The organism is Burkholderia sp. MSHR3999, assembly GCF_000833595.1.
Classification (GTDB): Bacteria; Pseudomonadota; Gammaproteobacteria; order Burkholderiales; family Burkholderiaceae; genus Burkholderia; species Burkholderia ubonensis.
The window spans coordinates 987,598-1,013,668 of record NZ_JRFO01000001.1 but is presented as its reverse complement, the minus strand read 5'-3'; the positions used below and the strand labels follow the sequence as shown (position 1 = coordinate 1,013,668).

26 protein-coding genes and 1 pseudogene are annotated in these 26,071 nt (G+C 67.4%); 13 read left to right on the top strand and 14 right to left on the bottom strand.

The window, feature by feature from the left end:
* Positions 1–102: 102 nt before the first annotated feature.
* Entirely contained in the window at positions 103–372 is a 270-nt protein-coding gene (locus tag KY49_RS04835; RefSeq protein WP_042583584.1) for a DUF4148 domain-containing protein, read from the top strand.
* Positions 373–399: 27 nt separating this feature from the next.
* On the opposite strand, the gene KY49_RS04830 is transcribed toward KY49_RS04835, so the two are convergent.
* Positions 400–1,323 carry a 3-hydroxyacyl-CoA dehydrogenase NAD-binding domain-containing protein gene (locus KY49_RS04830; RefSeq protein WP_042583583.1) on the bottom strand — a complete coding sequence of 308 codons (924 nt, stop codon included), beginning with the start codon at positions 1,321–1,323 and terminating at the stop codon, positions 400–402.
* Between the two features lie 187 nt (positions 1,324–1,510).
* Here KY49_RS04830 and KY49_RS04825 point away from each other — a divergent pair, with 187 nt between their 5' ends.
* A complete protein-coding gene (locus KY49_RS04825; RefSeq protein ID WP_042583582.1) occupies positions 1,511–1,951 on the top strand; it encodes an Hsp20/alpha crystallin family protein in 441 nt (146 codons plus the stop codon).
* Positions 1,952–1,967: 16 nt separating this feature from the next.
* Entirely contained in the window at positions 1,968–2,381 is a 414-nt protein-coding gene (locus KY49_RS04820) for an Hsp20/alpha crystallin family protein (protein ID WP_042583581.1), read from the top strand.
* A gap of 68 nt (positions 2,382–2,449) precedes the next feature.
* On the opposite strand, the pseudogene KY49_RS35105 reads toward KY49_RS04820, so the two are convergent.
* Both KY49_RS35105 and KY49_RS04815 read right to left on the bottom strand, forming a co-directional pair.
* A pseudogene (locus tag KY49_RS35105) lies at positions 2,450–2,698 on the bottom strand (transposase); the annotation flags it as partial.
* An 11-nt stretch (positions 2,699–2,709) separates the two neighbouring features.
* Positions 2,710–3,465 (bottom strand): TerC family protein, encoded by a 756-nt coding sequence (locus KY49_RS04815; protein ID WP_042583580.1) that lies wholly within the window; start codon positions 3,463–3,465, stop codon positions 2,710–2,712.
* Between the two features lie 108 nt (positions 3,466–3,573).
* On the opposite strand from KY49_RS04815, the gene KY49_RS04810 reads away from it, so the two are divergent.
* On the top strand, positions 3,574–4,464 hold the full coding sequence (locus KY49_RS04810) for a LysR family transcriptional regulator (RefSeq protein WP_042583579.1): 891 nt from the start codon (positions 3,574–3,576) through the stop codon (positions 4,462–4,464).
* Positions 4,465–4,638: 174 nt separating this feature from the next.
* Positions 4,639–5,760, top strand: coding sequence for a DUF2242 domain-containing protein (locus tag KY49_RS04805; RefSeq protein WP_042583578.1), 1,122 nt, complete (start codon positions 4,639–4,641; stop codon positions 5,758–5,760).
* Between the two features lie 60 nt (positions 5,761–5,820).
* Here KY49_RS04805 and KY49_RS04800 read toward each other — a convergent pair whose 3' ends face one another.
* Entirely contained in the window at positions 5,821–6,759 is a 939-nt protein-coding gene (locus KY49_RS04800) for a pyridoxal-phosphate dependent enzyme (protein ID WP_042583577.1), read from the bottom strand.
* A 127-nt stretch (positions 6,760–6,886) separates the two neighbouring features.
* Here KY49_RS04800 and KY49_RS04795 point away from each other — a divergent pair, with 127 nt between their 5' ends.
* Positions 6,887–7,786, top strand: a complete 900-nt coding sequence (locus KY49_RS04795; RefSeq protein ID WP_042583576.1) for a LysR family transcriptional regulator — start codon at positions 6,887–6,889, stop codon at positions 7,784–7,786.
* A 79-nt stretch (positions 7,787–7,865) separates the two neighbouring features.
* Here the strand turns inward: KY49_RS04795 and KY49_RS38030 are convergent, their stop codons facing one another.
* Complete coding sequence (locus KY49_RS38030) at positions 7,866–8,003, bottom strand: hypothetical protein (RefSeq protein ID WP_010092727.1); 138 nt, start codon at positions 8,001–8,003, stop codon at positions 7,866–7,868.
* Between the two features lie 534 nt (positions 8,004–8,537).
* Positions 8,538–8,732, bottom strand: a complete 195-nt coding sequence (locus KY49_RS36875) for a hypothetical protein (protein WP_156162427.1) — start codon at positions 8,730–8,732, stop codon at positions 8,538–8,540.
* A gap of 291 nt (positions 8,733–9,023) precedes the next feature.
* On the opposite strand from KY49_RS36875, the gene KY49_RS04790 reads away from it, so the two are divergent.
* On the top strand, positions 9,024–10,229 hold the full coding sequence (locus KY49_RS04790) for an MFS transporter (protein WP_042583575.1): 1,206 nt from the start codon (positions 9,024–9,026) through the stop codon (positions 10,227–10,229).
* A 60-nt stretch (positions 10,230–10,289) separates the two neighbouring features.
* Here KY49_RS04790 and KY49_RS04785 read toward each other — a convergent pair whose 3' ends face one another.
* The 4 genes from KY49_RS04785 to speB all read right to left on the bottom strand — a co-directional run bounded on the left by KY49_RS04785 (position 10,290) and on the right by speB (position 14,200).
* A complete protein-coding gene (locus KY49_RS04785; protein ID WP_042583574.1) occupies positions 10,290–11,723 on the bottom strand; it encodes a purine-cytosine permease family protein in 1,434 nt (477 codons plus the stop codon).
* Between the two features lie 280 nt (positions 11,724–12,003).
* Complete coding sequence (locus KY49_RS04780; RefSeq protein WP_042583573.1) at positions 12,004–12,666, bottom strand: SOS response-associated peptidase family protein; 663 nt, start codon at positions 12,664–12,666, stop codon at positions 12,004–12,006.
* A gap of 114 nt (positions 12,667–12,780) precedes the next feature.
* Entirely contained in the window at positions 12,781–13,236 is a 456-nt protein-coding gene (locus KY49_RS04775; RefSeq protein ID WP_042583572.1) for a GNAT family N-acetyltransferase, read from the bottom strand.
* A gap of 4 nt (positions 13,237–13,240) precedes the next feature.
* Positions 13,241–14,200, bottom strand: coding sequence for an agmatinase (speB, locus tag KY49_RS04770; protein WP_042583571.1), 960 nt, complete (start codon positions 14,198–14,200; stop codon positions 13,241–13,243).
* A gap of 129 nt (positions 14,201–14,329) precedes the next feature.
* On the opposite strand from speB, the gene KY49_RS04765 reads away from it, so the two are divergent.
* Entirely contained in the window at positions 14,330–15,247 is a 918-nt protein-coding gene (locus KY49_RS04765; protein WP_042583570.1) for a LysR family transcriptional regulator, read from the top strand.
* Positions 15,248–15,307: 60 nt separating this feature from the next.
* Here KY49_RS04765 and KY49_RS04760 read toward each other — a convergent pair whose 3' ends face one another.
* Positions 15,308–16,876: a methyl-accepting chemotaxis protein gene (locus KY49_RS04760; RefSeq protein WP_042584559.1), complete on the bottom strand. Its 1,569-nt coding sequence runs from the start codon at positions 16,874–16,876 to the stop codon at positions 15,308–15,310.
* A 275-nt stretch (positions 16,877–17,151) separates the two neighbouring features.
* On the opposite strand from KY49_RS04760, the gene KY49_RS04755 reads away from it, so the two are divergent.
* Entirely contained in the window at positions 17,152–18,687 is a 1,536-nt protein-coding gene (locus tag KY49_RS04755) for a catalase (RefSeq protein ID WP_042583569.1), read from the top strand.
* A gap of 97 nt (positions 18,688–18,784) precedes the next feature.
* Positions 18,785–19,426 (top strand): ankyrin repeat domain-containing protein, encoded by a 642-nt coding sequence (locus tag KY49_RS04750; protein WP_042583568.1) that lies wholly within the window; start codon positions 18,785–18,787, stop codon positions 19,424–19,426.
* Positions 19,427–19,784: 358 nt separating this feature from the next.
* Here KY49_RS04750 and KY49_RS04745 read toward each other — a convergent pair whose 3' ends face one another.
* The 3 genes from KY49_RS04745 to KY49_RS04735 form a co-directional block, all read right to left on the bottom strand.
* Positions 19,785–20,027, bottom strand: a complete 243-nt coding sequence (locus KY49_RS04745; protein ID WP_080340720.1) for a hypothetical protein — start codon at positions 20,025–20,027, stop codon at positions 19,785–19,787.
* 313 nt (positions 20,028–20,340) lie between these two features.
* Complete coding sequence (locus tag KY49_RS04740) at positions 20,341–20,916, bottom strand: hypothetical protein (RefSeq protein ID WP_059834484.1); 576 nt, start codon at positions 20,914–20,916, stop codon at positions 20,341–20,343.
* A 217-nt stretch (positions 20,917–21,133) separates the two neighbouring features.
* Positions 21,134–21,979, bottom strand: coding sequence for a M48 family metallopeptidase (locus KY49_RS04735; RefSeq protein ID WP_042583566.1), 846 nt, complete (start codon positions 21,977–21,979; stop codon positions 21,134–21,136).
* Positions 21,980–23,087: 1,108 nt separating this feature from the next.
* On the opposite strand from KY49_RS04735, the gene KY49_RS04730 reads away from it, so the two are divergent.
* From KY49_RS04730 to KY49_RS04720, 3 genes are all read left to right on the top strand, one after another.
* Positions 23,088–24,116 (top strand): LacI family DNA-binding transcriptional regulator, encoded by a 1,029-nt coding sequence (locus KY49_RS04730; RefSeq protein ID WP_042583565.1) that lies wholly within the window; start codon positions 23,088–23,090, stop codon positions 24,114–24,116.
* Positions 24,117–24,187: 71 nt separating this feature from the next.
* The gene (locus KY49_RS04725; protein ID WP_042583564.1) at positions 24,188–25,225 is read left to right on the top strand and encodes an ABC transporter substrate-binding protein; all 1,038 of its coding nucleotides are present in this window, start codon (positions 24,188–24,190) and stop codon (positions 25,223–25,225) included.
* Between the two features lie 16 nt (positions 25,226–25,241).
* Positions 25,242–26,066 carry an ABC transporter permease gene (locus KY49_RS04720; protein WP_042583563.1) on the top strand — a complete coding sequence of 275 codons (825 nt, stop codon included), beginning with the start codon at positions 25,242–25,244 and terminating at the stop codon, positions 26,064–26,066.
* Positions 26,067–26,071: the final 5 nt, after the last annotated feature.

Here is a 26,071-nt window from a genome sequence, read left to right as displayed (position 1 = left end):
CGTCAGCGTCCGCGCAGCACCCGCTCGCGACAATGGGACCCATCGGAACGCACGGCCCCGCGCCGCCCGTCCGTTGTCCCGTCCCCTCTTTCGGAGCGCCCCATGAACCTCATGCGATTCGTCGTCGCGGCCGCCGCCGCCGCGCTGCTGTCCCCCGCCTTCGCCCAGACCGATGCGACCCCGCCCGCGCAGGGCAAGACCCGCGCGGAAGTCCTCGCCGAACTGAAGCAGGCCTATCTCGAAGGCGACCTGCCGACCACCGACGCCGACTATCCGCCGAGCGACGCGACCCGCGCGCGCAACCGCGAACGGCTCGACGCGGTGCGGCCCGCGTGGGCGATGCAGGCGCAGCAGCCGGCGTCGCAGCAGTAGCGCCAGCGCCGCGCGCGCGACAACCGCTCAGGGCAGGAAGCTGCGCCGCCGCGCGTCGATCAGCTCGACGAGCAGCCGGTCGCGCTCGGCGGCGAGTTCCTGCATCGAGCGCGCGCCCTGGATCGCGCGGAGTTCGTCGATCAGCTTGCGGTCGACGTCCGGATCGAACGACGGCGTGCCGAGATCGTCCCACCAGCTCGTCATCGGGCCGGACAGGTGCTCGAGGAAGTGCGCGATCCCGCCCGCGCCGCCGCCGAGGTGATAGGTCAGGCACTGGCCCATCAGTCCCCAGCGCAGCCCGGGGCCCCACGCGACCGCCTTGTCCGCGTCGGCGACGCTGACGACGCCCTCGCCGACGAGGTGGTACACCTCGCGGAACAGCGCGGCCGCAAGCCGGTTCGCGACGTGGCCGGCCGTTTCCTTGTTGAGGACGATGGTTTCCTTGCCGAGCGCGTCGTAGAACGCCTTCGCGCGCGCGATCGCGTCCGGGGCGGTCGCCGCGCCGCCAACCAGCTCGACGAGCGGGATCAGGTGCGGCGGATTGAACGGATGCGCGATCAGGCAGCGTTCCGGATGCTGCGCGCACGCGGTCTGGATGTCGGACATCTTGAGACCCGACGAGCTCGATGCGATCAGCACGCTTGCGGGCAGCACGTCGTCCATCTGCCGGTACAGCGCGCGCTTCAGGTCGAGCCGCTCGGGGCCGTTCTCCTGCACGAAATCGACGCCGTCGAGCGCGCGCGCAAGGTCGGCGTCGAACGTGAGCCGCTGCGTCAGCGCCGCGGCCTCGTCGCCGAGAAACGCGGCGAGCGCGTCGCGCAACCGCGTGTCGGCGTCCGGCGCCGGATCGGTCGCGACGACGTCGAATCCCTTCGACAGATAGAAGGCCGCCCAGCTCGCGCCGATCACGCCGGCGCCGACGACGGCGATGCGTCCGATGTTCTCGTTCATGTTGCTTCGGCCCCTTTGTCTCGTTGGATGGCGCGGCGATTGTCGCATCGAATCGTGCGCGCGCACCTGACGCCGGCCACTTGAAATGCGCGGCGGCGGCCACTAATTACGTGCCGTGAGCGCAATCGCGCACCCTGCGCGGCGCATTTCGAAGGCATGAAGCCCGTCTGTTACGGAGGACACGAACATGAGCGGTTTCCCATTCGGCAACGACATCTTCAATGAACTGGCCCGCATGCAGCGCCAGATGACGGACCTGTTCGGCGAATCGCCGTCCAGCATCCGCGCGGCGCGGCAAGGCGCGTTCCCCGCGCTCAACGTCGGCGCGACCGACGATGCGATCGAGATCGTCGTGTTCGCGCCGGGCATGGCCGCGACGGACTTCGACGTGTCGATCGACAAGGATCTGCTGACGATCGGCGGCGAACGCAAGCCGGCGCCGCGCAGCGAAGGGGACGACGTGCGCACGTATGCGCAGGAGCGCTTCCACGGCGCGTTCCGCCGCGTCGTCGAGCTGCCGCGCAACGCCGATCCGGATAACGTGAGCGCGCGCTACGAGAACGGCTGCCTGCTGATCCGCATCGGCCGGCGCGAAACGTCGAAGCCGCGCGCGATCGCGGTCCACTGATCACGAGGAGAGCGAAATGAACATCAGCCAGCCCGTCACCGAACGTCAATCGCCCAACGTCCAACCCGGAGCCGCTGCCACGGCCGCGCGTGCGCCCGCGATCGCGCCGGCCGTCGACATCGTCGAGGACCGCCGCGGCGTCACGCTGCGCGCGGATCTGCCCGGCGTGCCGCGCGAAAACCTCGACGTGAAGGTGCATGACAACACGCTGTCGATCGATGCGCAGGTGCACATCGACCTGCCCACCGAGCTGCGGGTCCGGCACGCCGAACTGCGTGCGCCGCGCTTTGCGCGCGCGTTCACGCTGAGCCCGGATCTCGATACGTCGAACATCGCCGCGAACCTGCGCGACGGCGTGCTGACGCTGACGATCCCGCGGCGCGAAGCAGCGCAGCCGCGCCGCATCGAGGTCGCGGCCGGCAACGCGTGACGCCGCACGCGGCCCGCACGTGACATGCCCCGTCAGGCACACGGCCTGACGGGGCATTTTTTGGTTCTTCACGGATTACCGGGATAGGCGGCCTTGATCTTGAGGAAGAAGTAGGCACTGTCGCGGTAACCGTAGGCCATACGCTTCATGACATTGATGCGGTTGTTGATGCCTTCGAGCTGGCCGGTGTGCATCGGCCAGCGTACTCGCGAGAGGATGCCGCGCCAGTAGTCGGCCAGTTTGTTAGCAAAGCGCTGGAGCGGTTCGATCCCGCTCGCGCGAGCCTGCGCCAGCCAGTTCCGCCAGGCGCGACGCCATTGCCGCGCGTTCAGCGCCCGGACGCCTGCGCCGCACGCTTCGCCTTCGCGCGCCGCGCCAGCATGTTCATGCCCTCGACGAACGCCGAGAACGCCATTGCCGCGTAGATGTAGCCCTTCGGCACGTGCGAGCCGAAGCCTTCGGCGATCAGCGTCATGCCGATCACGACGAGGAACGACAGCGCGAGCATCACGATCGTCGGGTTGCGGTCGATGAAGCGCGCGAGCGGCTGCGCGGCGAACAGCATAACGGTCACGGCGGCGATCACCGCGACGAACATGATCGGGATGTGCTCGGTCATGCCGATCGCGGTCACGATGCTGTCGATCGAGAACACGATGTCGAGCATCAGGATCTGGCCGACCGCCGCCCACATCGTCAGGCCGGGCGCGCCGTTCGACGCGCCGGCGGCGCCGCCGTCGCGCGACACGTGATGATGGATCTCGATGGTCGCCTTCCAGACGAGGAACAGGCCGCCCGCCAGCAGGATCATGTCGCGCCACGAGAACGCATGGTCGAACAGCGAGAACACCGGCTCGGTCAGGCGCGCGATCCACGCGACGGTGCCGAGCAGCGCGAGCCGCATCACGAGCGCAAGGCCGATGCCGAGCCGCTGCGTGCGGGCGCGCTGCGCTTCGGGCAGCTTGTTGCTGAGGATCGAGATGAAGATCAGGTTGTCGATGCCGAGCACGACTTCCATCACGACGAGCGTCAGGAGCGCGGCCCATACGGCGGGATCGGCGGCAAGCGTCAGCAGATAGTCCATGAGGTTCGGGAAAACGAAGGTGGAAAACCCGATTATCGGCATCCGCATGCTTCGAAAAAATCAGCGACAATCTGACTTTTGGTTCGGTTTTTCCGAAATATCGATCCGATGCTGAATTTTCGACATCTGTACTACTTCTGGGTCGTCGTGAAGGAAGGCGGCTTCGCGCGCGCGGCCGAACGGCTCGACATGGCGGTGCAGACGATCAGCGCGCAGGTGCGCGAGCTGGAGAAGTCGCTCGGCCATCAGCTACTCGGGCCGGCGGGACGCGGCGTCGCGATGACCGACGCCGGCCGCGCGGCGTTCGCGCGCGCGGAGGCGATCTTCGAGCTCGGACGGCGGATTCCCGACGAGGTGCGCGCCGCCGCGAGCCAGCCGACGGTGCGGCTCGCGGTCGGGCTGTCGGACGGCATCTCGAAGCTGGCCGCGCACGCCATCCTTGCGCCGGTGCTCGACACGCCCGCGCTGCGGCTCCTGTGCCACGAAGGCGAGCACGACGCGCTGCTCGCGGAGCTCGCGCTGCATCATCTCGACCTGGTGCTCGCCGGCCAGGGCGCACCGCCCAACGCGAACCTGCGGGTGACGAGCGAGCGGCTCGTCGCGTCGCCGGTCGACTGGTACGGCCCCGCGGCGCTCGTCACGCAGGCCGCGCGCCAGCGCTTTCCGCAGTGCCTCGCCGAGCTGCCGCTGTTGCTGCCGACCGCGCATTCCGCGCTGCGCGACCGGCTCGACCGCTGGCTGGAATCGGAACGCATCGTGCCGCGCATCGCCGGCGAATTCGAGGACAGCGCACTGATGGCGGTGTTCGCGGCGCGCGGCCTCGGCGTGTTTCCGTTGAGCGAACTGGGCGCGAACGATGCGTCGCTATTGAGGGGAGTGCGGCGGCTGGGGCGCGCCGGCGACGTGACCGAGGAGATCCACGCGATCCGCTCGCGGCGCGGCGAGCAGCATCCGCTGACGGCGCGCTTGCTGGCCGTTGCGCGCGATGCGCGGCCCTAACGCAAGCGCGACGTGAAACGAAACTATAATAGCGCCCCGGCCTCGCGAGATTGCCTCGCGCCTGCCTGACAGGTTCTGCCGGCCGCGCGCTTGCGCGCCCGGCAACCATCCGACCTTCGCGCAATGCGCGCGCAGTCCCGGCGCGGCAACCGGCCGAGCCTTTTGAAAGACGCCATGCACAACCGAATTCGCCTGTTCCCCGTTTCGTGCGCGCTCGCGGCCGCGGCCGTGCTGGCGGCGTGCTCGTCGCCGCCCAAGCCGATCTATCAGCAGGAGCAGTTCGACGTGACGAGCAGCCCGTACTCGCACACGTTTCACGCGAAATCCGATGCGACCTGCGAAGCCGCGCGCCGCGCGCTGCTGAGCCAGGGCTATGTCGCGTCGTCGTCCCGTTCCGACGCGATCGACGGCAGCAAGAATTTCCAGCCCAGCAACGACATGCACGTCGTGATCGAGTTTCACGTCGTGTGCGCCGACGCGAACACGGACGGCACGTCCAGCATCGCGTACGTGAACGCGGTGCAGGACCGCTACACGCTCAAGAAGTCCAACACGTCGGCGAGCGTCGGCCTCAGCGTGTTCGGCTCGCTGTCGCTGCCGATCGGCTCGAGCGACGACGCGCTCGTGAAGACCGCGAGCGAGACGATTCCGGCCGGCGTGTTCTACGAGCGCTTCTTCAACCTCGTCGACCATTTCCTGAAGGTCGATCCGGCCCGCCGCGACCGCGCGACCGTCAAGGCCGCGGAGAAGGAGCACGTCGCGCCGCTGCCCGAGCCCGCGCCGACGCCGCAGGGCGAACCGATCAAGATGACGACGCCGGCCGTGCCGACGCCGGCCGCGCCGCCGGTGCCGGCGTCCGCTGCCGCGCCGGCGTCCGGCGCGCCGGGTTCCGCGGCAGCGGTTCCGGCGGTGCGGGCGGCCGCTCCGGGGCAGGCATCCGGTGCGGCGGCCGCGGCGGCTTCGGCAGTCGCGCCGGCCTCTGCCGGCTCGCCCGCGTCGGCCCCGGTTTCCGCACCGGCGGCGACGGCCGTGCCTGCATCGGCCTCCTCTTCCGCATCGGCGGCCACGTCTGCGTCCAAGCCGGCTCCCGCATCCGCGGCCGCACCGGCGTCCACGCCAGCTCCGGCTCCGGCATCGGCTGCCGCTCCTGCGTCCGCTCCCGCCTCGGCGCCCGCTCAGCCCCCCGTCCCCGCGCCGGTCTCGACCACGCCGGCCGACAAGGCGCCCGCCCCCTCGCCCGTCACGACCATCGAGGCCGCTGCGCCGGTGTCGTCGGGCGCACGCCGCGCAAGCTGAGTCACGTCCGGTCGACGCCCGCGCCGCCGCACGTGCGGCGCGGCGTCACGCAAACACCCTTCACCGCCCCCTTCCCGTTTCGCGCCCCCGGCTATTCAACGCGTGCAGGTGCTCGACCGTCGCCGTCACCCCGCCGCAGACGATCACCGCGATGCGCGACGCGGCGGCCAGCGCGGGCGTTGCCGTGTCGAGCGCGGCCAGCGCGGCGCCGCAAGCCGGCTCCACCACGATCCGGTGCTCGTCGAGGAACCGTAGCGACGCGGCCACCGCTGCCGCATCGGACACGACGACGGTGTCGATCGCATGCCGCGTCGCCCACGCGAGCGCGGCGTCGCAGGGCCGCTTCGCGCCGAGCGACGTCGCGACGCTGGTGATTTCCGGCAATTCGACGGGCCGCCCCAGCGCAACCGAGCGCGCATAGCAGTCCGCGCCTTCGGTCTGAACCGCGACGACCGGCACGTCGCCCCAGCCGTTGCGCGCAAGCCCCTCCAGCACGCCGCACAGCAGCCCGCCGCCGCCGACCGCCAGCACGACCGCGTCGGGCTTCGGCCCGGCCGCGGCCATCTCGTCGATCATCGTCGCGTGGCCCTGCCACAGCACCGGATCGTCGAACGGGTGCACGAACGCGTCGTGCGGGCCGAGCACGGACTGCGCGAACGCATTCGCCTCCGCCCAGGACGCACCGCGCACGACCAGCTCCGCGCCTTCGACGCGGATCAGCTCGCGTGCGCGCGCGGACGTGCTTTCCGGCACCACCACGAGCACGGGCACGCCGAGTTCGCGGCCCGCATACGCGACCGCGATGCCTGCGTTGCCGCCCGAAGACGACACGAACCGCCGGGCGCCGGCGGCACGCCGCGCGTCGCAGACCGCGCCGACGCCGCGCAGCTTGAACGAGCCGCACGGCTGCATCGCCTCGATCTTGAGCAGCACGTCCTTGCCGAGCCGGCGGGATGCGGCATGCGATCGAAGATAGGGGGTCTGGACATGAAGCGGCATGGGAATGAGGCGCGCACGGGTGAAATGACGCCGTCCATGCTACGTCGCGCGCGCCATGCCTTCCAATACCATCGGATGCCGACTGCTATGCTTGGCAGGCATATCTTCATCGACGGACAGGAGCCGCATGCGACAAGTCGAATTACGCCATCTGCGCTACTTCGTCGCGGTCGCGGAAGCCGGCAGCGTGATGGCGGGCGCCCGCGCGGTCGGGATCGTGCAGCCCGCGCTGTCCCGGCAGATCCGCGAGCTCGAGGACGCGATCGGCACCCCGCTGCTGGTCCGCCGCGCGACCGGCGTCTCGCTCACGGTGGCCGGCGCGAGCTTTCTGCGGGATGCGACGCGCCTGCTCGCCGACCTGCGCGACAGCCGCGAGCGCGCGCTGCGCAGCGCGGCCGGCGAACTCGGCGAGCTGCGGCTCGGCGTGCTGCCGAACTATTTGCCGCTGCCGGTGGTGTCGAACGTGCTCAAGGCGTTCCGGGATGCATGCCCGCACGTGAAGCTGTCGATCGCGCCGATGCTGTCGGCCGAACAGGCGGCCGCGATCGCGCGCGGCGAGCTCGACGGCGGGATCATGGCGTGGCGCCGGGACGAAGCGCCGCAACTGGCGGGCGCGCGGCTGCTGAGCGACCGGTTCGTGCTCGCGATGCCGTCCACGCCGGGCCGCCGCGTGCGCGCGCCGGCCCGGCTGGCCGAGCTCGCCGACGCGCCGTTCGTGTGGTTCGATCCGCAACGATCCGCCGCGCATCACCGGTTCCTGATCGAACGGTGCCAGCGAGAAGGCTTTACGCCGCGGATCGCGCAGGTCGGCAGCGACGTCCCGACGCTGATCGGGCTCGTCGCGGCCGGGATGGGCTGCGCGTTCGTGCCGGAAAGCGCGGCGCCGTCGTGTCCGGGCACCGTGCGGCTGGTCGCGCTCGACACGCTCGCCGAGCGCTTCGACGTCGAATTCGTGTACGACGGCCATGCGGTCTCGCCGGTCGTGCGGCAGTTCCTCGCGGCGCTGCACGCGACGGCCGGCGCGTGAACGCGACGATGCCGCGGCGCGCGGACCACCCGTGCGCCTCGGTACCGTCCGGCCCACGGCCGATCCGTCCCGCCCTTCGTCAGCTGAAGAACATCGCCACCAGATGCCGCAGGTAGTCCGGGATCTGCGCAACGACCTGCCGGACGTCGACGTCCGACAGGTAAAGCAGCACCGACAACGGGCCAAGCCACAGCACTGCGACCACGAAATCCCTCATTGTCTTTCTCCCACCGGCCGGACGACGCGCTGCCCGACAGCGCGTCGCCGCCGCACCCGCCCCGAGCGCAGGAATTGCGCGTCGATCGATCGCACGCCGTCGCACGGCATCGCCTCTCGCGGGCGGATGGCCGTTCCGACGGCACCCCGTTCATGTTCTCGCCCGTCGTTCGCCTGCCTCCGTGTTCGCGTCGCCGGAAGCCTGTCGTCGCCGGGATGTCGATCCGTTGCGGCCCTCCGTTCGGTACCTGTCGTTACGCTCGATGAGGGAGCACGTTCCATGCCACCGGATCGGCAACCGCATGCCGCATGCGCCGTGGACGCGCACAGCGCCGCCGTGCGCAGTCGGCCCATACGATCGGTTACGGGGATGAAACAGGCGCACGCTCGAAAGAGGCGAAAAAAAACGCCACGCTGCCGTCCGCGTCGCGCGTTCGTCCCGCCCGGCCCAGCACCGCGCCAAGCCGACGAAGCCGACATTTTTCTTACGGTTCGGCGCAGTGCTGCCAACCGCCCGCTGCGCCGCCGGTATGTTTCAAAAACGAAACGCGCAGGCGCGGCGGGCGTGTCGCATGCCGAGTTGGCACCATCCGGCCTGGTCGTCCGGAACCTGCCCGACGCGGATCGATCCGGTCACGCGACGGCCGCCGCGATATCGTCCGATTTGCAGTTTCACGACGCCGGCAACCGGGTTGTCGGGAATTTGAAATATTCCTCGAAAATCGGCCATCGCGCGCTATTTCCAATTGTTATATCTCGAAATATACTGCGCGCGCATCCATTCCTCGTGCCTATGAGAGGATGCCTTGACGCCTCGGTCACGGTCCGCCCGTTTCCGAGGCTTTTTTATGGGCGCGGGCGCGGGCCCGGCCTTCATTGTTGATTCAGAATCAAAATAATTTCGATCGAACGCGGCTTTTTCCGCAAAAGTAAAGCGGGCACACTCCGTCCTGCCATCAACGGCCGGCCGGACCCGGCGATGCCCGCCCCCGCTGCCGCCCGCCCCCCCGGAGCCCCTTACGTGAATCCCCCAACCTCCTCTACGTCACGCACGGCCGGCCGCGCCGCGCTGCCGCTGCTGGCGCTTGCCGCCGGCGCGTTCGGCATCGGCACCACCGAGTTTTCGCCGATGGGCCTGCTGCCCGTGATCGCCGACGGCGTCCACGTGTCGATCCCGACCGCCGGCATGCTGATCAGTGCGTATGCGATCGGCGTGATGGCCGGCGCGCCGCTGATGACGCTGTTGCTCGCGCGCTGGCCGCGGCGCTCCGCGCTGATCGCGCTGATGAGCATCTTCACGATCGGCAACCTGCTGTCCGCAATCGCGCCGAACTACACGACGCTGCTGCTCGCGCGGCTCGTCACGAGCCTGAATCACGGCGCGTTCTTCGGGCTCGGCTCGGTGGTCGCCGCGAGCCTCGTGCCGCGCGACAAGCAGGCGAGCGCGGTCGCGACGATGTTCATGGGCCTCACGATCGCGAACGTCGGCGGCGTGCCAGCCGCGACGTGGCTCGGCCACGCGATCGGCTGGCGGATGTCGTTCGCGGCGACCGCGGGCCTCGGCCTGATCGCGATCGCGGGCCTGTTCGCCGCGCTGCCCAGGGGCGAGGCCGGCAAGATGCCGAACCTGCGCGCCGAACTCGCGGTGCTCACGCGCCCAGTCGTGCTCGGCGCGCTCGCGACGACGGTGCTCGGCGCCGGCGCGATGTTCACGCTGTACACCTACGTCGCGCCGACGCTCGCGAACCTGACGGGCGCGACGCCCGGCTTCGTGACCGCGATGCTGGTGCTGATCGGCATCGGCTTCACGATCGGCAACATCGCGGGCGGCCGGCTCGCGGACCGCTCGCTCGACGGCAGCCTGATCGGCTTCCTGCTGCTGCTGATCGCCGTGATGCTCGCGTTCCCGGCGCTCGCCGCGACGCAGGCGGGCGCGGCGGTCGCGCTGCTCGTGTGGGGCGTCGCGACGTTCGCGGTCGTGCCGCCGCTGCAGATGCGCGTGATGCGCGCCGCGTCCGAAGCGCCGGGGCTCGCGTCGTCGGTCAACGTCGGCGCGTTCAACCTCGGCAATGCGCTCGGCGCGGCGGCCGGCGGCGCGGCGATCTCGGGCGGGTTCGACTATGCGGCGGTGCCGCTGGCCGGCGCGCTGATCGCGCTCGCCGGGCTTGCGCTCGTCGCGCTGCAGGTCGTGCAACGTCGGCGCGCGTCGCTCGCGACGAACGCGTAACACGTAACACGCATCGCAGCGCCCGGCTCCGTCCCGGCCGGACGCCCTTCCCCTTCCCAATCAGTGCTGGATCTCGCCGCGTTCGAGCGGGAGGATCAGCCGTTCGGGAATCTGGCGGCGCGACGCGCGCGCGCCGATGTAGTACAGCACGGCGGGCACGAGCAGCCCGAGGATCCACGAGATGTCGGTGCCGCCCAGCGCATCGACCAGCGGGCCCGTGTAGATGTGCGTCGACATGAACGGCAGCTGCACGAGCACGCCGACCACGTAGATCGTGATCGCCATCACGTTCCAGCGCCCGTAGCGGCCGTCCGGATCGGACAGCGCGGGCACGTCGTAGCGCGACTTCGTGAAGCAGTAGTAGTCGACGAGGTTGATCGCGCTCCACGGCGTGAAGAACGCGAGCAGGAACAGGATGAACGCGGTGAATTCCTTCAGGAACGAGTGGCGGCCGGCCAGCGCGAGCAGCGTCGACACGCAGATCATCCCGAAGATGTACGCGAGGCGGCTCTTCGACGACACCGCGCCCTTGCCGCGAAAGCCGCTGACGATCGTCGCCATCGACATGAAGCTGCCGTATGCGTTGAGCGCCGTCACGGTGACCTTGCCGAACGCGATGCTGAGGTACAGCAGCGCCGCGACGGCGCCCGTCGAGCCGAGCCCGACGATATAGGCGACCTCGTGATGCGCGAACCGGCTGCCGGCCAGCGCCGCGGCGAACACGCCGAACACCATCGCCGCCTGCGCGCCGAGCACCGACCCGAGGCCCACCGCGAGGAACGTGCGCACCGACGACGTCGAGCGCGGCAGATAGCGCGAATAGTCGGCGACGTACGGCCCGAACGCGATCTGCCACGACGCGGACAACGACATCGACAGCAGGAAGCTCGCGAGCGAGAAATGCCGGTTCGCGAGCAGCGCGCCGACGTCGTGATTCGCGAACAGCTGCGCGAACATGTACACGAACGCGAGGATGCCGATCACGCTCGCGATGCGGCCGACGAAGTGGATCGCCCGATAGCCACACACGGTCAGGCAGACGATCACGGCGGCGAACAGCAGGATGCCGGTCGCGTCGTCGACGTGCAGCAGCTGCGCGACCGCCTGCCCCGCCAGCACCGAGCCGCTCGCGGAAAAGCCGACGTACATCAGGCACACGAGCACGATCGGGATCATCGCGCCGTACACGCCGAACTGCACGCGGCTCGAGATCATCTGCGGCAGGCCGAGCTGCGGCCCCTGCGCGCCGTGCAGCGCCATCACCGCGCCGCCGATCAGCTGCCCGAGCAGCAGCGCGACCAGGGACCAGAACACGTCGCCGCCGAGCACGACCGCCAGTGCGCCCGTCACGATCGCCGTGATCTGCATGTTGGCGGACAGCCAGAGCGTGAACTGGCTGAGCAGCCCGCCGTGGCGCTCGGCGTCGGGGATGAAATCGATCGAACGGACTTCGATCAGGCTGCCGCCGGCTTTCCCGCTGGAATGAGTTGACACGGAGTTATCTCCAAATTGCTCAGGATCGCAAACACATCCATCGAAACAACGCACCTGCCGAGCCGCCCTTAACGACTCGTCGCGGTGGAACTCGGTCGAACGCCGTGGATCGCCGGCCTGCGCCATGCACGCACGGTCAGCACGCTGGCGCGTCGACACGCACGCGTGCCGATATTGCCTGCGGATCATTTTGTATATACAACTTGTAGGGAATCAGGAATTACCCGAGATCGGCCGAATATCGAAATCGTCCGAACGGACCTTGAGAACGCCGCCGCCGCTATTTCGGATTCGGCTCCGCCGCCATCTCGCCGGCCGGCAGCAGTTGCAGCATCAGGCGCGCGGCGTCGGCGTTCGTCGTGTGCAGCCATTCGTCGTAGTCGCCGCCGCGCAGGATCACGACGCCCCGCTTCTCGTCGCCGGGCCGGTGCATCCGCGCGAACACCGGGTGACCGTCGGCGTTGACCGTCAGCATCGCCATGCCGATCACCGGCTGGCCGTCGTCGCGCGCATAGCGCCGCCAGATGCCGGCGACACAATACGTCTGCCAGCCGATGACGCCGATCCGGTGCCAGACGTTGCGGCCCGTTTCGTAGCACGGCTCGCAGACCCAGCACGCCGGGACCAGGCAGCGCTGGCCGTCGCGCCATGCCTTGCCGTACAGCCGCGACGTCCCGACCGTCTCGGCGCGCGCGTTCATCGTGTCGAGCTTCTTCTGCTTGCGGCCGTCGTCGTCGACGCGCTCCGGCTGCATGAACTTCGGCCAGAAGCCGAACACCGCCTTCACGGCCGCGACGCCGTCGCCGTCGGCGCACACGATCGGCGCCGCGTAGTCCGGATACACGTCGGGCTCCCACGGATCGCGGCGAAACAGGTCGCCGATGCCGAGCTTCAGTTCGCTGATGCCCGGATCTTCGTCCGGCGCGCGGTAGTTGGTGCACACGGAAGGGGCCCGTTGCGGAAGGGGAATGCATTCATCTTAGGACGCCGCGCGCCGGCCGTCGCGCCCCGTCTTTCGTCATATGCGGCATGCTGCCCCGCGCCCGGCCAGGCCGGCTCAATCGAGCCGAAGCTCGAGGATGTCGTCGCCGGCGGCATCCCGCTCGCCCGTCGGCGTCCAGCCAAGATGGCGGTAGAAGCCATGAGAGCGCACCGCCGGATCGGTCGAGCAGCCGAGGAAGAGCTTCACGAACCCGCGCGCCCGGAAGTCGTCGACCACGAGCCGCAGCAGCGTCTTGCCGACACCCGCGCCCTCGTACTCGGGCAACAGCGCAAGCACGACGATTTCGCCGGTGTCGCGTTCGCCGAAGCAATAGCCGGCGATCGCGCCGCCCGCACAGCACACGTAGCCGGGACAACTGCCGTCCGCGATCCCGGCGCCCCAGGTGTCGACGGTAATGCCCAGTGCCCGCAGCTGCGCTTCGGAAAACGCGTTCTCGCGGGTCCGTCCGCGGATCGCGATGCACGCGGCCGCGTCTTGCGGCACGGCCTTGCGATACGTGAGGTCCGTCATGCCCTCAACCTTGCGGTCGCGCCTGCCGATGCCGCCACGCGTAGAGGCACACCATCTCCATCGCGATCGTCGCCCCCGCGAGCGACGTGATCTCCGCGTGATCGTACGGCGGCGACACTTCGACCACGTCCATGCCGACCAGGTTGATGCCGCGCAGGTGACGCAGGATCTCGAGCGCCTGATGGCTCGACAGGCCGCCCGACACCGGCGTGCCCGTGCCCGGCGCAAAGGCCGGATCGAGGCAGTCGATGTCGAACGTCAGGTAGACCGGATGATCGCCGACGCGTTCGCGGATGCGCGCGGCAACCGCCTCGGGCGTCGCGCGATGCACCTGCCGCGCGTCCACGATGTCGAACCCCATCGGCTCGTCGTTGGTCGTCCGGATGCCGACCTGCACCGATCGCCCGGGCACCACCAGGCCCTCGTTGGCCGCGTGGAAGAACATCGTGCCGTGATCGATCCGTTTCCCGTCCGGATCGGGCCAGGTGTCTGTATGCGCGTCGAAATGCACGAGCGACAGCGGCCCGTGAAGCTTCGCATGCGCCTTCAGCAGCGGATAGGTGATGAAGTGGTCGCCGCCGAGCGTGAGCATCGCGCAGCCGTGCTTCAGGATCTCGTCCGCGTGCCGCTCGATCGCGTCCGGCACCGTTTCGGGCCGCCCGGCGTCGAATGCGCAATCGCCGTAGTCGACCGCCGCCAGCACGTCGAACGGGTCGAATTCCCACGGCCACGGACGCTCCCACGCGATCCCCGTCGACGCGACGCGCAGCCCGCGCGGGCCGAAGCGCGTGCCGGGCCGGTGCGTGACGGCCGCATCGAACGGCACGCCGGTGAAGACCAGGTCGACGCCCGCGAGATCGCGGCTGTAGCGGCGGCGCATGAAGCTCGTCGCGCCGGCGAAATTGGCTTCGACCTGGGTGCCGTACAGGCTCGAACGGGTAAAGGCGAGATCGTTGCTGCTCATCGGGCGGGTTCCTTTCATCGGACGGAGGCGGGTCGCGCATGCGACGTCAACCCGGATTCTGCAGCGCCGCCATCCAACGAAAAACATGAACTATCATAAGTTGACTTTAACGAATCGCGATGTATCACCATGCTCACCCAATTGAGAGACATGGACCTGCAGTTGCTCAGGCTGTTCGTGACGATCGTCGAGAGCGGCGGGTTCAGCGCGGCGCAAGGCCGGCTCGGCATGGCGCAGTCCACGATCAGCACGCAGATGGCGAAGCTCGAGACGCGCGTCGGGTTTCGGCTGTGCGAACGGGGCAAGAGCGGGTTCCGGCTGACGCCCAAGGGCGAGCGCGTGCTGCAGTCCACGCGCCGGCTGCTGCAGGCGCTGGACACCTTCACGCGCGACACGCAGGAGGTGTCCGACACGCTGCTCGGCGAACTGCGCATCGGGATGTCCGAGCGGCTCGCGCCGGACGTCGTCGAATCGATCGCGCGGGCCGTCGGCCGCTTCCGCGAGCGCGCGCCCGACGTGCTGATCGAAATGGCCGCGCTGCCGCCCGACGAGCTCGAAGGCAAGCTCGTCAAGGACGAGGTCCAGCTCGCGATCGGCTATTTCTCGGGACGCCACGCCGGGCTGAACTACGCGCCGCTGTTCGTCGAGCAGCAGGCGCTGTTCTGCGGCGCCGCGCATCCGCTCTTCACGAAGCCGACGGTCGGCATCGACGACATCGCGCAGGCGAGCACCGTCGCGCGCCTGTACCGGATGAGCACGCCGGCCTCGCGGCTGCGCGGCCGGCCGCCCACCGCGTTCTCGGAGAACGTCGACGCCGACGTCGTGTTCGTGCTGTCCGGCGCGCATCTCGGCTTTCTTCCCGACCATATCGCGGCGCCGTGGGAGGCGGCCGGAAAGATGCGCAGGCTCCTCGCGAACAGGATGAGCTACGCGATCGAGTTCCAGCTCGCGACGTCGAAGAACGCCGACGACAACGAGGTGCTCGACGTGTTCCGGCGCGAGCTGGCCGATCAGTTCCGGACGCCGGCGAGGCGGGCGTCGAAATAGCGCACGCGCCGGCACGCATCGAGTCGCTCAGCCTGTCCCATTCGTCGACGACGGTCGCCGTCAGCCGGCGGGCATGGCGTCATCGACGCGGAACAGCGACACGGCCGCGTACAGGCGCTCGCTTTGCGTTTCGAGCGATGCGGCCGCCGTCGACGCAGACTCGACGAGCGCGGCATTGTGATGGGTCGTCGCCTCCATTTGCGTGACGCTCGCGTTCACCAGTTCGATGCCGGTCGTCTGCTCGCGCGACGCGAGACTGATGTCGGCCATGATCGCGTTCACACTGGCCACCGCTTTCAGGATCTCGTCCATCGTCGTGCCGGCGCGCACGACCAGTTCGCTTCCGTCGTGGACATTGCGGGTCGACGCGGCGATCAGCTCCTTGATTTCCTTCGCCGCGGCGGCCGATCGCTGCGCGAGCAGCCGCACTTCGCTCGCGACCACCGCGAAACCCCTGCCCTCCTCGCCCGCGCGGGCGGCTTCCACCGCCGCATTCAGCGCCAGGATGTTGGTCTGGAACGCGATGCTCTCGATCACGCCGACGATGCCGACGACGCGCATCGAGCTGTCGGCGATCGCGTCCATCGTCCGGACGACCTGACGCACGACGTCGCCGCCGCGCGTCGCGATGTCCGACGCGCGCGTCGCCAGCGTGCTCGCATCGTGCGCGTTGTCCGCGTTCTGGCGCACGGTCGCCGTCAGTTGCTCGATGCTCGCGGCGGCCTGCTGCAACGACTCGGCCTGATCGCCGGCGCGCATCGACAGGTCGCGGTTGCCGTGCGCGATCGCGCGCGCATCGAGCCTGATCGCGTCGGTTCCGCTCCTGACCTGACGCACCACCGCCACGAGTCCCTGCCGCATCTCGTTCAGCGCATCGAGCAGGCGATCCATCTCGTTGCCGCCCCCGGCCGCGGCCCGCCCGGTGAGATCGCCCGCCGCGATCTTCGCGAACGACGCGACGGCGGCATCGATCGGCGTCACGATCGCCCGCGTCAGCGCGCGATGGGCGAAGATGCCCGCGACCAGCGCGATCAGCCCGGCCGCGCCGAACGCCCACAGTGTCATGTGAAACCGAGCGGCCGCATGCTCGAAACGCGCGCGCTGGCGCTGCACCTGGAATTCCTCGAGCGCGGTCAGGGCCTGCTGATACTCGTCGAACCACGCGGCCGGCATCTCGCGCTGGGTGCTCAGGAAATCGACGAAGTTCTCGTTGTCGAGCTGCCCGAGGCCTTTCGCGAACGCCTGCGACAACAGCCGGTCGCGCTTGCCGGCCAGCGCATCGAGCAGCTTGCGCTCCGGCGCGTCCGGCTCGTGAAGCGACCGGTATGCCGCCAGCTCGCGGTTGCTCGCGTCGAGCAGCGCATGGAGCCGCTTGATCTCGGCAGCGGCCGGCTTGCCCGCGCTGATCAGCTGCTCGACGTCGGCCATGCCCAACCGGAACATCAGCAATCGCTCGGAGCTCGTCTTCAGGTGCACGACGGCGGCCGTGTCGTCGCGGTACATCGCGTCGATCGCCGCGTTGCTGGTGACGAGCGCCAGCACGGCTGCCGCAATGACCGACATCAGCAGGAACGTGCAGCCGGCAATGGTGGCGGCGAGTCCGCCGCGAATCGTGACGTTTCTGAACATGTTCGCCAATCAGGCTCGCGCGCGGCATCGGCACGCGCGAAGCGTCTCAAGAGGAATCGGAACAGACTCGATGACCGGTCGTGCCAACGCACGCCGTCCACAGGGCTATCGGTCGCGCGGCCGCGTGCCTGCATTGCGGATGCGACGCCGTTCTGCCCGATTGCGACTTTTGCCTATCGCGTCCTTAACGAGATTCAATTGGCGAATCGTCTGACGAACCTTTTACATTGGCGGCGTTGCTTCGCAACCCACCTCAGTCAAGGAACATCAACGACATGTCACACACCGCGAACCGGCTTCTGCAAGGCGTGATCGCCGCGACCTGCGTCGCGCTGAGCGCCTCTCCGTACGCCGCCGAACTCACGCGCGACAACGGCTCGCCCGTCGGCGACAACCAGAACTCGCAGACGGCCGGACCGAACGGCCCCACGCTGCTGCAGGACTCGCATCTCATCGAGAAACTCCAGCGCTTCGATCGCGAGCGCATCCCCGAGCGCGTCGTGCACGCGCGCGGCACCGGCGCGTTCGGCGAATTCGTGCCGAGCGCCGACCTCAGCGACCTGACGACGGCCAAGGTCTTCACGCCCGGCACGAAGACGCCGGTGTTCGTGCGCTTCTCGACCGTGATGGGCTATCGCGGCTCGCCCGAGCAGGCGCGCGACCCGCGCGGCTTCGCGGTGAAGTTCTATACCGAGCAGGGCAACTGGGATCTCGTCGGCATCAACCTGCCGATCTTCTTCATCCGCGACGCGATCAAGTTCCCCGACTTCGTCCATGCGAACAAGCCCAGCGCGGTGACCGGCGTGCAGGACCCGAACCTCGCGTTCGACTTCTTCGCGCACGCGCCCGAGGCGACCAGCATGCTGACCCGGCTGTATACGGACGAAGGCATGCCCGACTCGTACCGGCACATGGACGGCTACGGCGTGCACGCGTTCAAGCTCGTCAATGCCGACGGCAAGACGACCTACGTGAAGTTCCGCTGGAAGAGCCGGCAAGGCATGCACGGGCTCCGTCCGCAGGACATTCCCGGCTCGATCGGCGCGGACTGGAACCTGATGACGAACGACCTGTACGGCGCGCTGAAGGCCGGCAACTATCCGAAGTGGGATCTCACGATCCAGGTGCTGAATCCGTCCGACCTCGACAAGTTCGACTACAACCCGCTCGACGATACGAAGGTCTGGGCCGGCATTCCCGAACGCACGATCGGCACGATGACGCTGAACCGCGTGCCGGACAACTATTTCGAGTCGACCGAGGAATCGGCGTTCGCGCCGTCGCGGATGGTGCCCGGCATCGAGCCGTCGGAAGACCGGATGCTGCAGGGCCGAATGTTCTCGTACGCGGACACGCAGATGTATCGCCTCGGCGCGAACTTCAACCAGTTGCCGGTCAACCGCCCGCGCGTGCCTGTCACGAACAACAACCAGGACGGCGCGATGAACGTCGGCGAGCGCAAGGGTGAAGTGAACTACGAGCCGTCGACGCTGAATGAACTCGCGCAGAACCCGCGCTACAAGTCCGTCGCGACGCCGCTGTCGGGCGCGACGCAGCAGGCCGCGATCCACAAGACGCTGAACTTCCGGCAGGCGGGCGAGTACTACCGCGCGCTGCCCGCGCAGAGCCGGCAGGATCTCGTGACCGCGCTGTCGGGCGATCTGAATCGCGTGACGAACGATGCGAACAAGTACGCGATGCTGTCGTACTTCTACAAGGCCGATGCGGACTACGGCACGCGCCTCGCGCGCGCGACGCACGCGGACGTGGCGCGCGTGAAGTCGCTCGCCGACAAGCTCGTCGAGAACTGATCGACTGATCGGCACGACGCAGCGAAGGCCGCAATGCGGCCTTCGCTTTCCAATCCGTCCGATCGCGCCGCGTGGCGACACGCGGCGCTGACTGCTGATGAAGAATCGATTCCGAACCGCCCTCTTTCGCACGCTCGCGATCGCGTGCACCACCGTGCTCGCCGCGTGCGCGCAGACCGCGCCGCCCGCCGCCGTTCCGCATCCGGACGCGCACGCCGACCTGCGCCGCTACGACGACGCATGGTTCGCCGCCGCGCGCCTCGGCCGCATCGACATCCTGCAGGCGCTCGTCGACGCGCAATATCCGATCGACGCGACGACGCGCGAAGGCTACACCGCGCTCATTCTCGCGGCCTACCGCGACCAGCCGCAGACGCTCGACTACCTGCTGCGGGCCGGTGCGGACCCGTGCGTCGGCGACCGCCACGGCAACACAGCGCTGATGGGCGCGCTGTTCAAGGGCGAGACCGCGATCGCGCAACGGCTGATCGATACCCGCTGCCCGATCGACCAGACCAACCATGCCGGCGAAACCGCGCTGTCGTTCGCGGCGCTGTTCGGCCGGCTCGACCTGCTGCCGGTGCTCGTCGCGCGCGGCGCGAATCCAGACCACGTCGATGCACTCGGCCGCACCGCGCTGCAGAATGCGATCCTGCAGGGCAACGATGCGGCCGTCACCGCGCTCGAGAAGGTCGGCGCGACGCCGAATGCCGACGTGACGCTGCGGATGCGGCCTTGATGGCCGGCGCATGCGTGCTGCGCCCGCCGCGCGATCGCGCGGGGGCTTCTACGCGTTGAATCCTGGGGCGAGCGTCTACCGCTTCATCGTTTCACTGCCCTTGAACTCCCCCGATGGGCGTGTGTCCATCGGCACCAGTCGTGGTGATCCAGATTCCTGAGCAATTCCGCGCGACGATGCGCGCGGCGATAGTGGTTCGCCGCGGCACTCGCCACGAGAGCCAGCACGAACGTTCCGACCACAATCCCGACCCATGATCCGTCCATGGTTGCCTCCGTCATTGCGTCCAATCCAGGCGACGATCGACGCTCGCCTCCTCGAACAACCGAAGCCGGCCTTGCCGAACTGCCCGCTTCGCCTAGCGAATTCGCGAGACCGCGTTCAGGACTGCGTGCCCCTCGGCGGTCACCTGAATCCGCCGAATATCCGAAACCATCGGATCGATGGCGATCAGTTGACGCTCCAGTAACGTCAGAAGCTCCTCACGGTCGGAGCCGATCTGGTCCGGCGCATTCCTGACCATCAACAATGTGGTGATTTCGTGCGGACTTAGCATGGTGAGCACAGGATCCTTGCATTGAAACAGCCTGGACATTTGCATATGCGCTGACGAATCGCACTCCTACTTTTCCGTGTTGGCAGCAATACGACAACTCGCAACATCCGCGATAAATCGAGCAGATTCCGACTATCTCTCACGGAAACTCAATGCAGGCACGGAATAAATATTCTATCTCGCGAGTAATGAATATGGTGCGTCGCGTCCTAGGTAGATGCCCTGAACTGAAAACGTTACCGGCGGCGTCGATTGAGCAGATAGGCGAAACGACGTGATGATCTGGCGGTCTGCTCAAAAGCAGAAGCGCGGGATGGCCTCATCGGCCGGCGGGTCGCCGGGAACGTGCGGGGAAAGCCTAATGACGCCCCACCGCACCATCCAACGAAATGCAGAAATCCCCGATGACGCTCCGGGCCGTCTCGAATTGTTGAATGAATGACTTGATCAGCCCGGTGTCCTTCAGCTTTTCTATCGTGACCTCCGGTTTCGCGCCGATTCCCGGATCTGCCTTGATGGCGCGACTCGGGCCATTTCCGGCGGTATTCTGGGCAAAATCGAACGAGTCGAGCAGGATGGCTTCGACCATCGCCGCGGCCAGTCGATCTGTCTCGATGTACTCGACGTGAACGCCATCCAGGCTCTTTGCTCCCTTGGGGAAGCCATGCTCCAACGTGACGCCGGATAACAGCTCACGGATTTTGCCTTTTTCGAACGACACGTGCTCGTTCAATCGCTGGCCGATCGATCGGGTGGTACATCCGACGTATGTCGGCACCATCTCGCCGCCGGAATTGAGCCGGAGCCAAAGCGTATATGCGCCGGCCCCCTTGATTTCGGGAATGTCATCGGCGTCCATGACGGTACAACTTCTTGAACCGAGCGCCTTGAGGATGAACAGGAGTTCCTTTGAAGCTTCTTCTGCAGCGGTCATGATTGCCTCCGTTGGTGTGAGCACCAAGGCTAAGGCACGGCCGCGATCCGATGAATGAGGCAGACGTCCGCTTCCCGTTACGGGAAGAACGTTTGAACGGTGAAACGCCACAAAAACAAAAAACCCGCGAGACGTCGACCGTTCGCGGGTTTCATGCACGCTTCGACAAGTCGTCAACAAGCTCGGTCGAGGCTTTCTCGAGCTCAAACGCCTGCAACTACTGCTGAATTGCGGGTTTTTCCAGATTGAAGGTCGGCTCTCCATCGCCCACGTCGCCAGCATATCTTGACCACGCATCGATTGCCGAAACACGTCGCGTCAGACGCGGATGAGTCCTGCAAATCTCGACAAGAAATCCGGAAATCGGAGGTACGCTATCCTCTTGCGCAGCGAACACCTCGCAATTCATCGATTCATTCAGTCTTTGACACCCGCATCCAAGCATTTGCAACGCACTTCGGGATGCATGGGCATCTTTCGACAGGTACGCCCCGATGCTGTCGCAGGTGTACTCTCTCGCCCGCGAGTACGCCTTGCCCAAAAATGGAACGATGTGCGCCGGGAGTTTGACGAAATTCATCCATGGGTTCAGATGCCCGGCCGCATGATGCCCAATTTCGTGCCCGATCACGAAACGCACCTGGGCATCGTTATTTGCCTGGACGAGCGCCGATGTCAGAAAGACATAGCGACCACCCAAGATACGTCGGGCAAATGCATTAAACAACCCATTTGAGTTGTATATGAACGTTTTCGGCGGCTCACTGAGGCCAACCTCCTTCGCTGCGGCCACCACCATCGCATGGATCTGAGGAAACTGGGATGGGCCAAGCAGCACCATGTTTCCAAATGCGATCGCGCGGTACATCACCCCGGCAATCCAACGGAACGCTATAAACGCGACAGCGTATCCAACGTACATATGAATCGTCCCCCCGAATTTCGGGTGCTCCCAGTAGTCCCCCACCAATTTCGCAATCACCACCCAGAGAACGACTCCAATTACAACCATGAGCCAGTGATACACACGCTCCCTTTTGTTTTGAAGCTCTCTAACGTTCATGAAGCACCCCCTCTTTTTGACGTTTCGTTTTCAGACTTCATCGATGCTCGATTTTCAGCCGCACATACGTGCTCATATATCAGTATTGGTGAACGGCGGCATCAACGTGTGCCGCGCGTCGGTTTTCGACTGCGCGAGCGATTGCGCCTCTTCGGGAATTTCCGCAGCGTAAAGACAACTTGCGCGCATAAAGACAGCACCCCACGCTGACAGATGCAGGGCGTCCGTTATTCTACTCGGCTTCATCGCTCATCTCCTTTAGAGACGGTTTCATAAAGATTGCCGAGTCCGCAGCAAGGTGTTCCAGCAGATCAAGCGGCGCGTGTAGCTCGCGCAAGATTGCGATTGCTTGCATCGAGATGCGGCACCCGATGCCCAGTCCTCGTTTTCGTGACGAGATACCGCCATTCGCCCTTGTCGAGGTCGGGATGCAATGCGCACCAACGAAACGCCATGAAACGAAAAACCCCGCCAGACAAGGGTTCTGAGCGGGGTTCCGAGATTGCGTGAGATGCAGCGGGATAAACCATTGGTGCCGGGGACCGGACTCGAACCGGCAAGCCAGTTAAGGCGGCGGATTTTCGTCACACTGCTTCTTTCGAAGCCGGCCTCGTCTGGGCGACGCCGTTCGTGCGCTGGACTATGCCTTCGCCATCGCGCGCGGGCTCGCTTGGTGGCCCGTGCGCCTTAGGCGCCCCCCGTCTAGTCTCTACACCTTCCTCGCGTGCGCCGCGAGGCTTGGCTCGGCGTTGCCTCGATGCCGTGCATCAGGGGTTTCGCCGAATTTGAAGGGTTCTGCACCGGCCGTTTCCGGCCGGGCACTCAAACTTTTAAGTCCGCTATGTTTACCAATTTCATCACCCCGGCAAGGGCGGACGGGATTCTACCACTGCTCGCGCGCGCGGTCCGCATTTGACCCCGTCGAGTGCATCCGCTCCAGCGCGAACAACGCCATCCGCCGATACAATACGTGCGCTGCCCCCACGCCGCATCCTTCACACGATTGCGCACGCGCGCCCGCCGATTCGCCCCCAATCACGCGTCATCGGACGGTCATAAACGTTCTCGATAATTTCCTCGCCGAAAACGTTTACATCGTGCTTTCTTCATGACCCCGACCATCAAGGATGTGGCCGCACTCGCCGGCTTCTCGATCGCCACCGTGTCGCGCGCGCTCAACGCGCCGCATACGGTCAGCCCCGCGACGCTCGCCGCGATCCGCACGGCCATCGATACGCTGAAGTTCCGCCCGAGCCCGCTCGGCCGCCAGTTGCGCGGCGAGCGCACGCGGCTCGTCGGCGTCGTGCTGCCGACGCTCGCGAACCCGGTGTTCGCCGACTGCCTGCAAGGCATCGACGAGCTCGCGACCGCGGCCGGCTTCAAGCTGATCCTGATGACGACCGAGTACGACGAGGCGCGCGAGCGCCACGCGATCGAAACGCTGCGCGAGCAGCGCGTCGAAGGGCTGATCCTGACCGTCGCCGATGCCGACGCGCATCCGCTCCTCGACATGCTCGACCGCGACGGCCCGCATTACGTGCTGATGCACAACGACACGCAGCGCCGCCCGTCGGTGTCGGTCGACAACCGCCGCGCCGCCTACGACGGCGTGCGCATGCTGACGGCGCGCGGCCATCGCCGCGTGCTGATGCTCGCCGGCTCGCTCGCCGCGTCGGACCGCGCGCGGCAGCGTCATCTCGGCTGTGCGCAGGCGCTCGAGGAAAGCGGCGTCGCGCCGCTGCCGCCCGTCGAGGTCGACTTCAACGCGCCCGAGCTGCCCGACGCGGTGCTCGCGCACCTGACCGCGCGCGCGACGCGTCCGACGGCCCTCTTCTGCAGCAACGACCTGCTCGCGATGGTCGTGATGCGCGGCCTCAGGCGCGCGGGCTTCTCGGTGCCCGACGACATCTCGGTGCTCGGCTTCGACGGCATCGCGATCGGCGAGCTGCTCGCGCCGCCGCTCGCGAGCGTCGCGACACCGAACCGCGACATCGGCCGTCATGCGTGGCTGCGCCTCGTCGAAAGCATCGGCGGCGAGGCCATCGAACGCACGTCGCGGATCCTGCCGCACGCGGTCCGCGAAGGCGCAACGGTCGCGACGATCACGCCGGCCGACCTGCGCGCACGCGAAGCCTGATTGCACTGAACGCACCGACCACACGACACGCGCCCCCGCCGCGCCCCACCCGCTCACCCGGAGACCACACCGTGACATTTCGACTGACGTCCCTGCTGCGCGCGCTGATCAAACCGCTTGCGCCGCTCGCCTGCGCCGCGCTTCTCGCAGGCGCACCCGCCGCGCACGCGGAAGACACCGCGATCTGCTACAACTGCCCGCCCGAATGGGCCGACTGGGCCGCGCAGATCGCGGCGATCAAGCAGAAGACCGGCGTGCGCGTGCCGTTCGACAACAAGAACTCGGGCCAGGCGATCGCGCAGCTGATCGCCGAACAGAAGAGCCCGGTCGCGGACGTCGTCTATCTCGGCGTGTCGTCGGCGTTCCAGGCGAAGGACAAGGGCGTGATCGCGCCGTACAAGCCCGCGCACTGGAACAACGTCCCGGCGAACCTGAAGGACCCGCAGGGCTACTGGTTCGCGATCCACTCGGGCACGCTCGGCTTCTTCGTCAACAAGGACGCACTCGAAGGCAAGCCGGTGCCGCGCTCGTGGGCGGACCTGCTGAAGCCCGAATACAAGGGAATGGTCGGCTATCTCGATCCGTCGAGCGCGTTCGTCGGCTACGCGGGCGCGGTCGCCGTCAACCAGGCGCTCGGCGGCAGTCTCGACAACTTCAAGCCGGGCCTCGACTGGTTCCGCAAGCTCAAGGCGAACGCGCCGATCGTGCCGAAGCAGACCGCGTACGCGCGCGTGCTGTCGGGCGAGATCCCGATCCTGCTCTCCTACGACTTCGACGCCTATCGTGCGAAGTACAAGGATCACGCGAACGTCGAGTTCGTGATTCCGCAGGAAGGCACGATCGCGGTGCCGTACGTGATGAGCCTCGTGAAGGGCGCGCCGCATGACGCGAACGGCCGGAAGGTGCTGGATTTCGTGCTGTCCGACGAAGGCCAGAAGCTGTGGGCGAACGCCTATCTGCGCCCGGTGCGCGCGCAGGCGATGAGCGCCGACGTCGCGTCGAAGTTCCTGCCGGCGAGCGACTATGCGCGCGCGAAGGCCGTCGACTTCGGCAAGATGGCCGCCGGCCAGCAGGCGTTCGGCCAGCAATACCTGCAGATCATGCAGTGATGGCGGGACGCGACCGATGCTCGACCTGACTTTTCCGCTGCGCTGGCGCATCGCGCTCGTCGCGCCCGCGCTCGCGGTGTTCGCCGCATTCTGGCTGCTGCCGATGGCGTCGCTCGCGCAGGTATCGGCCAACGGCGCGTTCTTCACGCAATACGCGGCGCTGCTCGGCAACGCGCGCTACATGAGGAGTCTCGGCGAGACGATCGCGCTGTCGGCGGCCGTCACGCTCGCGACGCTCGCGCTGTCGACGATCGCAGGCCTCTTGCTCGCGCGCCGCGAGTTCGCCGGCAAGCGCGTGCTGCTCGCGCTGCTCACCTTCCCGCTCGCGTTTCCCGGCGTGGTCGTCGGCTTCATGGTGATCATGCTCGCGGGCCGGCAAGGGCTGATCGGCATGCTGTCCGCGAAGCTCGCCGGCGACAAGTGGGTGTTCGCCTATTCGGTCGCGGGCCTGTTCGCGGGCTACCTGTACTTCTCGATTCCGCGCGTGATCGTCACCGTGATCGCCGCGGCGTCGAAGCTCGATCCGTCGCTCGAGGAAGCGGCGCGCTCGCTCGGCGCGTCGCCGTGGCGCATCCTGTGCGACATCGTGCTGCCGGCGCTCGCGCCGGGCCTGATCGCGGCCGGCGCGATCTGCTTCGCGACCGCGATGGGCGCCTTCGGCACCGCGTTCACGCTCGCGACCGACCTGAACGTGCTGCCGATGACGATCTATACCGAGTTCACGCTGAACGCGAACATCGCGACGGCCGCCGGCCTGTCGATCGTGCTCGGCGTCGTCACGTGGGCCGTGCTCGCGCTCGCGCGCCAGTTCACCGGCCACACCGCGGCCGCGGCCGCCTGAGGTCC